The organism is Fusobacterium sp. DD2, assembly GCF_018205345.1.
Taxonomy (GTDB): Bacteria; Fusobacteriota; Fusobacteriia; order Fusobacteriales; family Fusobacteriaceae; genus Fusobacterium_A.
This window is the reverse complement of the sequence record NZ_JADRHM010000016.1, coordinates 24,570-39,852: the sequence shown is the minus strand read 5'-3', so window position 1 is coordinate 39,852 and position 15,283 is coordinate 24,570. Positions and strand designations below refer to the sequence as shown.

The following is a 15,283-nucleotide window of genomic DNA, read 5'->3' as shown; positions in this document are numbered from 1 at the left end:
AGGCTGTTGCATCTCTAAAGTCATAAAAATATAATTCTCTTAGCTTTCAATAGTTCCTATTTATATTGCTTACAGAAAGAAAATTTGAAACTCACTTCGTTCAGACAGTCAAATTTTCGGTATTCTGTTTCGCTTCATAAATAACGTAACTATCTCAAATGCCGAGAATTTTATTTTTTACGTATTTGCAACAGCCTTTTTATTGATTATTTTATCTCCTTTATAAATCTATAAATTTTTTTATAGTTAAATTAAAAAATTAAGATATTAACTATAGTATTTTATATTTTTCATTTTATGAACAAACCGTTCGTTTCAACTTGAAACGAACTAATAGCAATATTTATTTTTACAATTACTTTATCTCTCTGGATTTACCAAACAAAATTCTTCATTTATTTTAATTACCAAATAAATTAAAACTTCTAAAAATTTAAAATAAATCTCTTTATTCCTTTTTTCATCCAAAGTATTTGTTCCATGCCCATAAATATTTCTCAATTGCATTCCATTGGCTAGCCTCGCATTTAATACATAGTTTAAATATTTAGCTTCATTCTTAGCTAACAATGTACTTTCTTCTTTAATCATTTTATTATTTTTTAATAAATCTAACTCTTTTTTAAATTTTAGTCTATAACTACTACATACTGCATCCATCATATATAATTCACGTAAAATAAATATCATTTTATAGTTTTTGAATTTAAGAATCCCCTCATCAGTTTCATATAAAATTTCATTCTGCAATAAAAAATCAATAGATGGTACTTGATATTCTTCAAAAATCTGTTTTGATACTTTTTCTTTCACTATTAATTTATAAAAACTGTCATATTGATCTTCAATTCCATTTACATAACTTAATAGCGATTGATTAGAAAATAATAATGTTAATATATTTACAATTTTCGGATTAGTCTCGTCAATGTAAATATACTTATCAGGTATTAAACTTTTTACATTTTCAAACTTAAGTTGAGTAGATACATAGGCTAACATTTCACGACTAATCTGTTTATACTTACAAAATAAATCAAATTGCTTTAACACACTTTCAATTTCAGCCATAATGCATTTACACTTTTCAAGATAGCTTAAACCTTCTGATGGTAAACTAAGAGTAAAACCTTGTATATTAAATTCATCGTTTAAGTACTCCATAAAAAACCACTCTAATACTTCTTCTAGCCTTATCCCTTTACTTTTTAGAAACTCATAATACGTCATTAAATCAATTTCAATTTTCAAATTTTTTTGTTGAAAAGCTACTCCATTAGTATAATGGTTCTTTCCTTGAGGCAATAAACATTTTTCAAAAACTCCTACCTCATGTTCCCTACTTACACTGGAAATTCTACATTGAAAATCAACAAATTCAAAAATATGAATAAAATTATTTAAAATAGTCGGATAATCAAGATATTTTTCTAACCAGTCCAAACTATAGTATATTTTGTACAATAGCTCATTTCCATCTTCTTCGGTTTTACAAACTACTTCCTCTTGTTGATTCTCATTATATGTTATTTCATAACCAATTGAACGCCCTTTCTGTAAGCATTTATCAACAAGCTTGTCATATATTTCCTTAGCTCTTATTTTTTCAGGAATACTGATTTCTTTGTTCAGAATCTTTGGGGTATGAATAATCTTCTCAATATACTTTATTTTGTTAAAATCTTCTGTTATATAATTATGAATTAATTCAGTTATCTCTTCTTCTATTAATTCTAGCAAAGATACTTTAAAACTATTTTTTTTATCCTCATTAAATTCTATATCCATTATGACTTCAAATGCATCTTGATTGCTAAAAATATAATCTTTTATAGTAGTTTTATATTGCATGATAACATCTTTATATTTTAGGATTTCTCTCAAATGTATCTTTTCAAGTTTCAATATCTTTTTAAAATTTTGATTAGAAACCTTTTCACATAACTTATTTGAATTAAATAAATACCAAAAATTATCTATGTAAATAGCATCTATATCCGACACTATCTCATATATATTATCATTATCTATCTTATTAAAGAACTTATTAATAATTTTTTTTATCTGCTGATTTTTTAACTGGTAATCCTCTATACCTTTATCTACCCAAATTTCATGATAAGTGTCATTATCAAGAAATAAACTAATATTTTCAAGTTCTAAAACTTTATTTAAATTATCATATTCTAGTAAAGGAGTAAAATTACTTAGCATCTCTTGAACATCTTGTAAATAAGCACGTTGTAATTCTCTGCTATTTTCATGATATTTTATCGTCATTAATCATCCTCCAATAATTTTTATGAAAGTTAAAAAAATAAAATTCTTGGCACTAGACGCAAAACTATTTCTAGCTAAGAGAATTTTATTTTTCAAACCTTTAAAAATGCAACAACCTTTTTTTATCTCTATTTTATTTCTTTCAAAAATCTATCTATTCCATCTTTCCAGTGAGAAATTGGCCCTACTACACTTTCAGCTTTTCTGCTGTCAAGTTTTGAGTATTTAGGTCTTTTAGCAAGTGGTTTAAAATCCTCTGATTTAGCACGTTCAAGTTTATCAAGGCCACCAGTTTTACCCAGCACATACTTCACCTGGTCATACTTAGAGCACTCTCCAAAATTAGAAAAATGATAAAGTCCATAGATATCCTTTTCTATCATACTCCATGTAAAGTTTACCAGATCTTTTGTATATGTAGGAGCTGATACCTGGTCATCTACTACTCTTACTTCATGTTTTTCCTCTGCCCAGCCTATTACCTTTTTAACAAAGTTATCATTTAGAGCTCCAAATATCCATGATGGTCTTATCACCAAAGTTCTATTGTATTCAAGGGCATGCTCTCCCATAAGTTTTGACTGACCATATAGTGATACTGGATTAGGAATATCATCCTCAGTGTATGGAGTATCTTTTTCTCCATCAAATACATAGTCTGTTGAATATGTTACAAAAAATATTCCCAATTTTTTACATATTCCTGCTATTCCTAAAGGTGCATAGCCATTTACTTCACAGCATACATCTCTTTCTACTTCAGCCTTATCAACATTATTGTATCCAGCACAGTTAATAATTCCTGTGACCCTGTTTTTAATAGCTTCCTCTTCTATTCTATGGATATCTCTTACATCCAAATCATTATGCCCAAAAGCCACATATCTTATCTTCTTCTCATCAAAATATCTCTGAAACTCTCTTCCTAACTGTCCATGAGCTCCAAGTATCATCACCTTTTCTCCAAAATACCCATGCTGATACTCATTAAATGAGATATTCTTTCTATCTTTTTCTGAAAGTATAAGTAAATCTCTATCTATTCTGTATCTATCAAGTGCCCAGTCTACACCAAGGTCCCTGTCATCCCAGGCAATTCCAAGCTCATACTGAGGCTTATACACATCTGTACACTTATAGATAATCTCATTTTCATCATCAAGAGCTAAAAATCCATGGGCAAATCCCTCTGGAATATAGCACATTCTGTGATTGTCACGAGACAGTTCTACCCCTATCCATTTACCATAGGTTTCACTTCCCTCACGAAGGTCTACTGCTACATCATATATAGCTCCCTTTACCACTCTTATCAGTTTTCCCTGAGAGTGTTTTGTCTGAAGGTGCAGTCCACGTAACACCCCTCTTATAGATTTTGAATGGTTATCCTGTACAAAATTCACATCTAAACCTATCTTTTTAAACTCCTCATGGTTCCAAGTCTCCATGAAAAATCCCCTCTCATCACCAAAAAGAGTAGGCTCAATTATATATACTCCCTCTATCTCTGTTTTTACTTTTCTAAATTTCATTGTCATCACTCGCTAATTTTTTAATTTATACTATATTATACCAAACTTCCCCTTTTTATCCAACACAATAGGTTTCTTACCATTCTCACACATTGTCGTGTGAGAATAGTGTTAGAAAGAATCAAATACAACAAATTATAGCAAAATCATATAGACATATTGATTTTCAAAAACTAAAAGAGTATTATAATAGTAATCAATAAACATATAATCCAATCATTAAACTTCGAACATTATCCAATCCAGTGAACCTCTCCCACTTAAAGCTTTCAGCTTTTGAAGTGGTAGCTTCTTCTTGGGAAGTAGTTGCTTTTGTTAGCCAACTATATTTACCAAGCTATCCCCGTAGTTCCTACGGTTCTTTTTATTTTTAGACTGCCTGTCTTATTCTTAGACCTTCAGCTAATATATTTTTGCTTGCATTTATATCTCTATCGTGATGAGTATGACAAATTGGACAAGTCCACTCTCTTATATCAAGAGTTTTCTTGCCATCATGATGCCCACAAACAGAGCATATCTGGCTTGATGGATATAGTCTATCGATTTTTATTATCTCTCTACCATACCATTTAGCCTTATACTCAAGTTTATTTACAAAACTAGCCCAAGATACATCAACGATAGATTTAGCTAATTTATGATTATGAAGTAATCCTTTTGTATTTAAGTCTTCAATACAAATAATATCGTGGTTTTTGATAATATATGTACTTAACTTATTTAAGAAATCTATTCTCATATTCATAATTTTTTCATGTATCTTTGCTACTTTAATTCTTTGCTTTTGATAGTTCTTTGCTTCGCTTAATTTTCTATTTTCTTTTTTGGCTAATAAAGCTCTTCTTGAAAGTTTTCTCTGTTCTTTTCTTAATTTATCTTCTAGTTGCTTTCTAAATTTAAGATTTTTTATTTTCTCTCCAGTAGATAAAATAGCCATATCTTTAATACCTAAGTCAATTCCTACTGCTGAATTAGTTTTAGGTAGTTCTTCTATATCTGTTTCACACAAAAGAGAGATAAAATACTTACCACTTCCATTACGCGAAATGGTAGCAGATTTTACTTTGCCTTTTATTTCTCTATGCACTTTTACTTTTATTAATTCTTTCAATTTTGGAAGTTTTAACCTATTTTCAAAAATATTTACAGTTCCATTTTGATTATTAGTTGTATAGCTTTGTACAGGATTTTTCTTGGATTTGAATTTAGGAAAACCAATTGACTTATCTCTAAAAAAGTTTCTATATGCTTTATCTAAATTCATTTGAGCATTAGCAAGAGCAAGACTATCAACTTCTTTTAGAAATTCATATTCTTTTTTATACTTAGCAGGAGTAGTATATTTTAATTTTTTATCAGGATTACCTTTGCTTTCTTCATATGCTTTAATTCTATCATTTAGCATAAGATTATAGACAAGACGAACACAACCAAAAGTTTTACTGAAAAATATCTTTTGTTCATGGCTTGGATAAATTCTAAATTTATATGCTTTTAGTTGTTTCATCAGTCCACCTCCTACAAAATTATTTATTTTATAAACTACTTACATTATATCATATTTTAAAAAATAAAAAGGCAATTCATCGCACTACCTATAGAGGTGGGCGACTTCTTGCCTATTGAGTTAAAGCTTGCAATACCAGCAATAATATAAAATAGCAGATATGGTTGATGGTTTTAAGTTGATAATACTATGTAAAACTGTGATTTTGGGAGGAATCGATATGAAAAAGATTTTATTAGGAATGCTTACACTGGGATCTGTTGTTGCACTGGGAAGCAATAACAATATGTATGTGAAAGCAGGAGTAAGTCTTGATTCAAGATTTTCAAGAGTTAACGTTGAAGATGTTGGAAAATTTAAGGCAAAAGGTAAAGTGGGAAATTCAGTTAATCTGGAACTGACAAGATCATTATCTGAAAAGGTTGAACTTGGTGTGGGAATAGGATATATAAGAAGTAGAGGAACAGCTACTTTGGAAAAAGAATTTACTTATTTGACTAAAAGCAGTGATATTCAAAAGGTAGATGTTAATAAGCTGGAAAGTAATGAAGAGATTGAGTCTGAAATCTCTGCTCTTGATAGTAAAATAGCAGGAATTGATAAAGATTATACAAGAATCCTTAATAGCAAAACCACTAGGATAATAAAAACAGTAGAAGATGTAAGAAATGAATTAAAGGATGAGATGCTTAAATTTTCTTTAGCTGAAAATGCTAAAGATCCAGATAGTCAACCAGAGAAAGATGTTAGAGAGGAAATTGATGACGTTGTTGATGGAATTCTTGAAGAGGTGGTAAAGCCAAGTAAAAATTCAACTGATTTAGCAAAAAATTTAGAAAAATATATAGATGAACTTGAAGAAATAGAAGACGATGGAGTAATAAAGTATGACCCTCTCGCTCCTGAAATGAAAGATCTGATAGAGAAATATGTTTATGCTCAACCAGTATCTGAAGTAACTGAGGTTAATAAAGCAGAATTAGAGAAGCTATTAAAAGAAAAAGAGAACTTAATAGCTGAGAAAAAAGAGATTTTAAATAAATTACAAATGGAGAACAAGAAAATTGTCAGAAGAACCATAAAAGCAGAAATACCTAGATATGACTCTTTCCCTCTATATGTAACTGGAAAATATAATTTTAACACTGATTCAGAGATAAAACCTTATGTGAAAGTTGATTTAGGATACTCATTTAATAGAACCAGAGGACATGCTTCATATTCTGATACAATTACAATGGATGGTAAAAATAGAGTTCTTATTACAGAATATATAAAACCAAAGGTAAAAAATGGTATCTATTATTCAGCTGGTGTTGGTTTAGAGTATTATAACTTTGTAACTGAGCTGGCATATGTACATAGAGATGCAAAAATAAAATGGTCAGATGGAAGCAAATCTAAGTATAACAATAATCTTGTCCAATTTGCAGTTGGTTACAGATTTTCTTTTTAACCTTTATTTAGATATTTAGAAAAACTTAAATTAACATAAAAAGAGTGGTCTGCGACCACTCTTTTTATACTAATTTATTATTTTTAACCTTCTCTATGCCTAAATCAGCATTCTTTTCCACCAGTTATACTTTATCCACCCTATGTTCTGCAATGGCTTTTAGAGCTATTTCAAGACCTCTCGTTATCCTTGATAACTCCATTGATGGCATATTTTTCTTATCTACCACCTGCTCAGGTATAAATGGCACATGTATAAATCCACCTCTCACTTCATAAAGACCTTGCTTATCAAGATAGTAAAGGAGTGAGTACATAAGGTGATTGCACACATAAGTTCCTGCACTATTTGATACAGATGCTGGAATATTTTCTTTTTTCATCTCATCTACCATGGCTTTTATAGGAAGTGTTGCAAAATATGCATTCTCCCCATCTTCAAATATAGCTGTATCTATTGGCTGATACCCCTCATTGTCAGGAATTCTTCCATCTTCAATATTTATACCCACTCTTTCTACAGTGATATCAAACCTTCCACCAGCCTGACCTACACATACTACAGCATCTGGCTTCTCTCTATCTATTGCTTCAAAAAGCTTCTTTGCTGATTTTTTAAATACAGTTGGCACCTGCACCTTGACTACCTCAATATCTCCAATCTTATCTGGAAGAGATTTTACAGCTTCCCATGCTGGATTTATCTTCTCCCCTCCAAATGGATCAAATCCTGTTATAACTATTTTCATATCTTTCCTCCTTTAAAATGCAAGTGTATACATAACTATAATGTGAAGAATAAGCATAACTATTGCTACTGGAAATTGAGCAAAGATTACACCATTCTTATTCTTCATTTCCAATAATGAAGCTGGAACAATGTTAAAGTTGGCAGCCATAGGTGTCATCAGAGTTCCACAATATCCAGCTGTTAATCCTAAAGCTCCAACTATAGCTGGATTTCCTCCAAGATTAATGACAAATGGTACTCCTATTCCAGCTGTAATTACTGCAAAAGCTGCAAAAGCATTACCCATTATCATTGTAAATATTGCCATTGCCACACAATATCCTATAACACCAAATAATCTACTATCTGCGGGGATTATACCTCCCATAAATCCAGCTATTACTGCACCTACTCCCGCTTTTGAGAAAACTGCTCCCAAAGCTCCTAAAAGCTGCGGAAGTATTACTGTAGGTCCCATTTGATGCAAAAGTCTGCTTGAATCATAAGGAATATACTTAGCCTCTTCCTTTGTAACAATCATAGTTAATATTATTGCTGCCAATGCTCCAAATCCAAGTCCTACAAGTCCTCCAAGTTTTGTAAATTGAGCAACTGCAAATGCAACTACTCCTATTGATAAAGCTGGTAGAAATAGTAAGTTTCCAATCTCTTCCGCTCTCTTTTCTCTCTTTTCAGGAGAACTATTTACCAGAGATCCAACATGGACACTTTTTGTCACTGTAAGTACTCCCATTACTACTAATATTCCCCCTACCAGTGCCTTGTTCATATAGGCACCACCCAGGAATATTATTCCAAACAGTATCCAGAACAATGCACTTGTTACTCTTTTCTCATTTTTCTTATCATTATATGCGTATATTCCTCCAATTATAAGGACTATTCCACATATTATATACATAATCTCAAGAATTGTCTTAATAATTAATTTGATATCCATTATTTATCACCTCTTGTTTTTCTAATTTTAAGGTCAAATAAATAATTTCGTATAATAACTACCACTATACTTATTCCAGCCATAATAAGGCTTGCTTTGGCAATAGCATATGGTTCCACACCTTTTATTCCAAGTTCCTGCATAGTTCCAACTATTAGAAGAACTCCAGCAGAGGCCACAAATCCATTTTGCCCAAAAAAGTTTCCATAGTTTTCTACTGAATTGGCAAATCCTTTGATTTCTTCATCTATCTCAGATGTAACCTTTCCCTCTTTTTCAGCAGCTCCTTTAGCCATAGGATAAATAAGCGGTCTAATAAATTGAACGTGTCCACCTATTCTAAGTGATAATATTGCTGCAATAGTTCTTATTATTGCATACACACTTAGCACTTTTCCACAAGTAGCACCTTTAATCTTTGCAATACACATTGCTGCTCTTTCACGTAATCCATTTCTTTCAAGAACACCTACTACTGCAAGTGTCAGTAACAGAAGAGTCATATATCTTGTGCTTACAAATGCATTTCCAAGAATAGATAATACCTGAATAAAATCTATTCCAGCACAAATTCCTGTCGCAAGACCTGCTATTATAACTACTGCAATAGTGTCTAATTTTAAAGTAAAACCAACTAAAATTATAAGTACACCAATAAGTTTCAGCATCTTTACCCTCCTATATTTATATAGTATATTAATAACCTGATATCATATTACTTTGTAAATATAAAAAAATCAATATTTCTATATAATTTTTTTTATACAAAAAGACGCCTCAAAACAAGGCGTCTTCTTTTAAATTATTTTAATTACTTATTTTTTATCCACAACATTCATTTTAATAGCTTGGAATTTACAAGTGTCGAAGCAGATTCCGCATCCTACACATTTATCCTCTATTACATGATGTTTTTCTTTTACAGCTCCTTCAATAGCCCCTACTGGACATTTTCTAGCACAAGCTGTACATCCTTTACAGTTATCTTCTATGATTTCTGCTTTTCTTAACTCTTTGATTCCGCTTACAATAGCCTTAGTAGGACATTTTGTAGCACAGATTCCACAAGAGATACATTTAGATGGATCAATTTTAGCAAGGTTGTTTTCAACTGTGATAGCTCCAACTGGACAGTTTTTAGCACAGATTCCGCAACCGATACAAGCTGTTTTACAGTTTTGTCTTGCAACTGCACCTTTATCTTTAGAAGAACATGTTACAGTAACAACGCTCTTTTGAGGTACCATTGCGATAACGTTCTTAGGACAAGCTTTTTGGCAAAGTCCACAAGAGATACATTTATCTTCATCAACTTCTGCAATTCCACCTGCATTAACTTTTATTGCTCCTACTGGACAAACTTTTTCACAATCTCCATGTCCAAGACATGCATATTGACAAGATTTGTCTCCAGCTGCATATAGCATCATAGCAGCACAAGTTTGAAGTTCTCCATCAAATTCATATATTTTTTTAGTGTTGTCATGATTACCTTGGCATAGAACTCTAGCAACTTTTTTCTCAGTTGAAGCTTCTACGCTTGCTCCCATAATTTCACCAATTTTAGCAGCTACTGCACCTCCACCTGGAGCACAAAGTGACATTGATACACCTTGTTCTACAATAGCAGCTGCGTATCCAGAACATCCTGGATATCCACATCCTCCACAGTTTGCACCTGGAAGAACACCGATTATTGCTTCTATCTTAGGATCTACTTGGACTTCAAATTTTATTGAAGCATAGGCTAGGAATAGCCCCATAGCAAGTCCTGTTAACCCAAGCACAATAGCTGGTATTAATACTGCGTTCATAATTACCTCCACTTTCTATTATATTTGCATACCACTGAATCCCATAAATGCCATAGCAAGTAATCCTGCTGAAATAAACGCAATTGGAATTCCTTTAAATGGTTCAGGAATTGCTGAGTATTCTATTCTTTCTCTAACTCCAGCAAGAAGAACCAATGCTAGTGAGAATCCTACTGCAACTGAAAATCCATTAACTAATGTTTCAATGAAATTATAGTTTTCTTGGATATTGATGATTGCAACCCCTAGTACCGCACAGTTTGTAGTGATAAGAGGTAGGAAAACTCCCAATGCTTTATATAATGATGGTGATGTCTTTGCAATAGCCATTTCAACGAATTGAACTAGTGCAGCAATTATCAATATAAAAGCAATTGTTTGCAAATATTCTAAGTTAAATGGAACTAATAAAAATTGATATACAAGCCAAGTAACACCAGATGCTATTGTAATAACGAATGTAACTGCCATTCCCATTCCTAATGAAGCATCAACTTTTTTAGATACTCCCATAAATGGACAACATCCAAGGAACTTAGCAAAGATAACGTTATTTATAAATATGGCACCGAAAATTAAACTGAATATACTTCCTATACTCATTTATTACCCCTCCCTACTTTTTTTCAATTGAAGATAGTTAAGGAAAGCTTTCATGAATGCAATTGTAATAAATGCTCCAGGAGCTAGGATGAATATCAATGCTGGGCTATAAGCTGCAGGTGCAACTTGAGCTCCAAATATTGTTCCGTTTCCTAGTGCTTCTCTAACTATTCCTAATACTGTAAGTGAAAGAGTAAATCCAAGTCCTGATCCGATACCATCTAGGAATGAAGCGAATACACCATTTTTAGATGCGAAACTTTCTGCTCTTCCAAGTACTATACAGTTAACAACGATAAGTGGGATAAATAATCCTAATACCTTAAATAACTCTGGAGTATAAGCTTCCATAACCATTTGTACAATTGTAACTAATGACGCAATGATCATGATATATGCTGGGATTCTTACTTGAGAAGGTATTAATTTCTTAAATGCAGAAATCAGTAAGTTTGAACAAGCAAGAACTGCCACAACTGCAAGTCCCATAGCAAGTCCGTTCATTGCTGAACTTGTAACTCCAAGTGTTGGACAAAGTCCTAAAAATAATACGAAAATAGGGTTTTCTTTGAATATTCCGGCCAATAGTACTTTACCATAATTTGTCTTCATTAATTCATCCCCCCATCTTTAAAAGCATTAAGTGCTTTTATAATTCCTGTATACACAGCACGAGGAGAAATTGTTGCTCCAGCAAATGCGTCTGCTGATTTATTAAATTCGTAAGATACATCTTTTCCTACCCAGTGATCTTGCCACTCGATACCACCAATTTTAGCTCCTAGTCCTGGAGTTTCTGATTGGTTAACTATTCTTAGTCCAGAAATTGATCCATCTAAATTAATACCAAGTATAAATGTGATATCTCCTCCATACCCTGGAGTAGCAACTGTTGTAACATATCCAACTTTAGTTCCCTCTGCGTTATATCCAGGAATGAATTTTAATCCGTCTGATTCTACAGCTTCGCTGTCATCAAATTTAGCAGCTGCTGCTAAAACTTCTTGTTTAGCTGCATTTTGAGTTTTCTCGTTGTTAGCAGCTATAACAGTTTTAGTAAAGTCATTTACTAACCCTAATATTCCAGCTGAGATAGCAGCTATAACTAATAGAACTAATCCATAATGTACAAATCTATTTTTCATTAGCTTTCACCTCACCAAATTTTTTAGGTTTAGTATATCTATTGATTAATGGAACGAATCCGTTCATTATCAAGATAGAATATGCAACTCCTTCAGGATATCCACCTTTCATTCTAATAAGTGAAATTAGAAGTCCTAAGAAGAATGCAAATATTACTCTTCCTTTTGTTGTATATGGACTTGTAACCATATCTGTAGCCATGAAGAATGCTCCTAGGAATAATCCTCCTGAGAATATATGCATTATTGGGTCTCCACCCATTGCCCATGTCAATACAAATACAGTACCAATTATGATTGCTGGTACTTTCCAGTCAATTTGTTTTTTAATAATTAGGTAGATTCCACCGATTAATAGTGCTAAAGCTGAAACCTCTCCGATACATCCTCCCATTCTTCCGATGAATGCTTGCATGTAAGGGTTTCCACCTTCGATTAATGCAGTGTTAAGATCTAGTCCTCTCTTCATTGCGTCAAGAACTGTAGCTCCACCTTTTCCATCATATGCAAATGTAGTGATTGCAACTGGCCAAGAAGCTTGAACAAATGCTCTTCCTACTAATGCTGGGTTAAATACATTGTGTCCTAATCCACCGAAAACCATTTTTCCTAATCCGATAGATACAACACAACCTACTATAACGTAAGGTAATGGCATAATAACTGGAATAACAAATGAGAATAAAATTCCTGTTAATATAGCACTACCGTCAAATACAGATACTTCCTGTTTCATTATTTTTTGACAGATAAATTCAGTAACAATACAAGTAAGTATAGACACTGCAGTTACTATGAATGCTCTCATACCGAATACGTATACAGCAAACAAGAATGCTGGAACTAATGCTATAATTACATCATACATTACTTTTTCAACTGTTTCTGATGTTCTTATATGAGGCGATGGCCCCATTTTCAAAATATTAGTCACTTTTCCCTCCTGACAACTTAATAACTCTGTGTTATCTTTTATTGGCTATTCTTATTTCTTTTTCATAGCTCTTAATTTAGCTTTTCCTATTTTGATAGCTTCTGTTAATGGTCTATTAGCTGGACATATGTAAGCACATGATCCACACTCGATACAATCCATTAAATTATATGCTCCTATCTTATCCCATTGTTCAAATGCTGCAAGTCTTGCAAACATTAATGGTTCTAATCCCATAGGACATGCGTCAACACATTTTGCACAACCTATACATGATTTTGGTTTGTATGGGTTTGTTTCTTCTTTTGTTAAAGCTAATAATCCTGAAGTTCCTTTAATAACTGGTGCCTCTTCTGAGAATTGTGCCATTCCCATCATAGGTCCTCCCATTACTAATTTATCAACTATCTCTCTATTTACACCGCAGTGGTCTAATAGATATGAGAATGGTGTTCCTATAGCAACTTTTACGTTCTTAGGATTTGCTATTCCTTTTCCAGATACTGTAACTACTTTTTCTATTAATGGAATTCCATTTACAATTCCGTCATAGATAGCTGCTGCAGTTCCTGTATTTTGTACAACAACACCTACAGCTGATGGAAGTTTTCCAGATGGAACTTGTCTATCTAAAACAGCTTTAATAAGTTGTTTTTCTCCACCTTGAGGGTATTTTGTCTTCAGTGGAGCGATCTCTATTCCTGTTCCCTCTGCAGCTTTTTGCATTGAAGCAATTGCTTGAGGTTTGTTTTCTTCTATACCAACGATAGCAGTTTCAACTCCAAGTATTTTCTTGATTATTTGGATACCTTTTATTATTTTTTCTGGATGCTCAAGCATTAATCTGTTGTCTGAGTTTAAGTAAGGTTCGCATTCAGCTCCATTTAATAATAATGTATCAATTTTTGTGTCTGCTGGAGGATTTAATTTAATGTGTGTAGGAAAACTTGCCCCTCCTATTCCTACTATTCCTTTTTCTCTGATCATTGCAAGTAGATCTTTTTTGTCTGCAGTTTCCCAGTTTTCAATCTTTGGTAATTCTGCCCATGTATCTTGCTCGTCATTTTCAATGATCACTGTGTTAATTCTTCCCATTAGTGGAAATACGTGCTGTTCAATTTTCTTAACAGTTCCACTTACAGGAGAATGGATAGGTGAAGACATAAATGCTTGTGAATCAGCAATTTTTTGTCCTTTTAATACCTTATCACCGATTTTTACCAATGGATCTAGTGGTGATCCGATATGTTGCAATAGTGCTACATATATCATTTTTGGTGCTTTTAATACTTCAACAGGTGCATTTTCTGTTTGAAGTTTATTTTCAGGTGGATGAACTCCTCCTCTAAAACCAAAAAATCTCATAATCAATCTCCTTTCGATATAAAGTTAATTACTACTAAACTAAGTGTATCATATTTAATAGTATTTCTCAATATTTTTTTACTTATTTCTCCATTACTTTTTGTTACGTTTCTGTATTAAATTTACTGTTTTTAAATCATTTTTGACTCTACAGGTCATGAATTTATCATTTCCATATAAAAAGCCAGTTTCCGCTGTTTAACTTTATCAAACTTATCAGATATATTTGAAATAATAACTATTAATATTTTAAATGATAAGTTATATTTAACATCTAATATTTGTATAATTATTTTTGCAATATAAAGAGCCAGCCTAAGCCAGCTCCTTATAAAACTATATCAAGTTTTTTACTTAACTGTAATTTTAATGTTTCTGGTTGCTATTTTTTATTGTACTTCTGCATTATATTCTGAAGTTTTACATCATTTATCATATCAACTGCACAGCTCACTGCACTGTCCATCATCTTGTCCACTTCTTCTCTTTCCTCTTTTGAGAACTGTCCAAGTACGTAGTCCACTGTGTCATATTGACTTTTACCTATACCACATTTGATACGTAAAAACTGGTCTCCAAGATGAGATATAATAGATTTTATTCCATTATGCCCTCCTGAGCTTCCTTTTTCCTTTATTCTTAATTTACCTACTGGCAGATCCATATCGTCATATATAACAATAAGATCATGTGCAGGATCCAATTTATAGAAATTTACAACTTCAATTATTGAATTTCCACTGAGATTCATAAATGTCTGAGGTTTTAAAAGTAAAACCTTCTCTCCATTTACATTTGCCTCACTTATCAGTCCCTGAAATTTTTCTCTTTCATTTGTTACTCCAAGTTTATCCTGAAGTTTTCCAAGTACATCAAAACCAACATTATGTCTTGTGTGCTCATATTTGCTCCCTGGATTTCCCAGTCCTACTACCAACTTCATCTGTTAATTTT

At 32.3% G+C, this 15,283-nt stretch carries 14 protein-coding genes; 1 reads left to right on the top strand and 13 read right to left on the bottom strand.

Annotation, left to right across the window (positions count from 1 at the left end; translation table 11 throughout):
* Positions 1-360: 360 nt before the first annotated feature.
* The 3 genes from IX290_RS04105 to tnpB form a co-directional block, all read right to left on the bottom strand.
* The gene (locus tag IX290_RS04105; protein WP_211491947.1) at positions 361-2,280 is read right to left on the bottom strand and encodes a hypothetical protein; all 1,920 of its coding nucleotides are present in this window, start codon (positions 2,278-2,280) and stop codon (positions 361-363) included.
* 128 nt (positions 2,281-2,408) lie between these two features.
* Positions 2,409-3,812, bottom strand: coding sequence for a dTDP-4-dehydrorhamnose reductase (rfbD, locus tag IX290_RS04100; protein ID WP_211491946.1), 1,404 nt, complete (start codon positions 3,810-3,812; stop codon positions 2,409-2,411).
* A 370-nt stretch (positions 3,813-4,182) separates the two neighbouring features.
* Positions 4,183-5,322 carry an IS200/IS605 family element RNA-guided endonuclease TnpB gene (tnpB, locus tag IX290_RS04095; protein WP_211491945.1) on the bottom strand — a complete coding sequence of 380 codons (1,140 nt, stop codon included), beginning with the start codon at positions 5,320-5,322 and terminating at the stop codon, positions 4,183-4,185.
* 220 nt (positions 5,323-5,542) lie between these two features.
* Here tnpB and IX290_RS04090 point away from each other — a divergent pair, with 220 nt between their 5' ends.
* Entirely contained in the window at positions 5,543-6,778 is a 1,236-nt protein-coding gene (locus IX290_RS04090; RefSeq protein WP_211491944.1) for a hypothetical protein, read from the top strand.
* Positions 6,779-6,902: 124 nt separating this feature from the next.
* Here the strand turns inward: IX290_RS04090 and pcp are convergent, their stop codons facing one another.
* The 10 genes from pcp to pth all read right to left on the bottom strand — a co-directional run bounded on the left by pcp (position 6,903) and on the right by pth (position 15,272).
* Positions 6,903-7,526 (bottom strand): pyroglutamyl-peptidase I, encoded by a 624-nt coding sequence (gene pcp, locus IX290_RS04085; protein WP_211491943.1) that lies wholly within the window; start codon positions 7,524-7,526, stop codon positions 6,903-6,905.
* Positions 7,527-7,538: 12 nt separating this feature from the next.
* On the bottom strand, positions 7,539-8,468 hold the full coding sequence (locus IX290_RS04080; RefSeq protein ID WP_211491942.1) for a DUF979 domain-containing protein: 930 nt from the start codon (positions 8,466-8,468) through the stop codon (positions 7,539-7,541).
* Positions 8,468-9,136 (bottom strand): DUF969 domain-containing protein, encoded by a 669-nt coding sequence (locus tag IX290_RS04075; protein WP_211491941.1) that lies wholly within the window; start codon positions 9,134-9,136, stop codon positions 8,468-8,470. Before IX290_RS04075 ends, IX290_RS04080 begins: the two co-directional genes overlap by 1 nt.
* A gap of 147 nt (positions 9,137-9,283) precedes the next feature.
* Positions 9,284-10,282, bottom strand: a complete 999-nt coding sequence (locus tag IX290_RS04070; RefSeq protein ID WP_211491940.1) for an RnfABCDGE type electron transport complex subunit B — start codon at positions 10,280-10,282, stop codon at positions 9,284-9,286.
* 18 nt (positions 10,283-10,300) lie between these two features.
* Positions 10,301-10,885: an electron transport complex subunit RsxA gene (gene rsxA, locus IX290_RS04065; RefSeq protein ID WP_211491939.1), complete on the bottom strand. Its 585-nt coding sequence runs from the start codon at positions 10,883-10,885 to the stop codon at positions 10,301-10,303.
* Positions 10,886-10,888: 3 nt separating this feature from the next.
* A complete protein-coding gene (locus IX290_RS04060) occupies positions 10,889-11,497 on the bottom strand; it encodes an electron transport complex subunit E (RefSeq protein ID WP_211491938.1) in 609 nt (202 codons plus the stop codon).
* Entirely contained in the window at positions 11,497-12,030 is a 534-nt protein-coding gene (locus IX290_RS04055; protein WP_211491937.1) for an RnfABCDGE type electron transport complex subunit G, read from the bottom strand. Before IX290_RS04055 ends, IX290_RS04060 begins: the two co-directional genes overlap by 1 nt.
* Complete coding sequence (locus IX290_RS04050; RefSeq protein ID WP_211491936.1) at positions 12,020-12,964, bottom strand: RnfABCDGE type electron transport complex subunit D; 945 nt, start codon at positions 12,962-12,964, stop codon at positions 12,020-12,022. Before IX290_RS04050 ends, IX290_RS04055 begins: the two co-directional genes overlap by 11 nt.
* A 51-nt stretch (positions 12,965-13,015) precedes the next feature.
* On the bottom strand, positions 13,016-14,329 hold the full coding sequence (gene rsxC / locus IX290_RS04045; protein ID WP_211491935.1) for an electron transport complex subunit RsxC: 1,314 nt from the start codon (positions 14,327-14,329) through the stop codon (positions 13,016-13,018).
* 382 nt (positions 14,330-14,711) lie between these two features.
* Positions 14,712-15,272, bottom strand: coding sequence for an aminoacyl-tRNA hydrolase (gene pth, locus IX290_RS04040; RefSeq protein ID WP_211491934.1), 561 nt, complete (start codon positions 15,270-15,272; stop codon positions 14,712-14,714).
* Between the last annotated feature and the right edge of the window lie 11 nt (positions 15,273-15,283).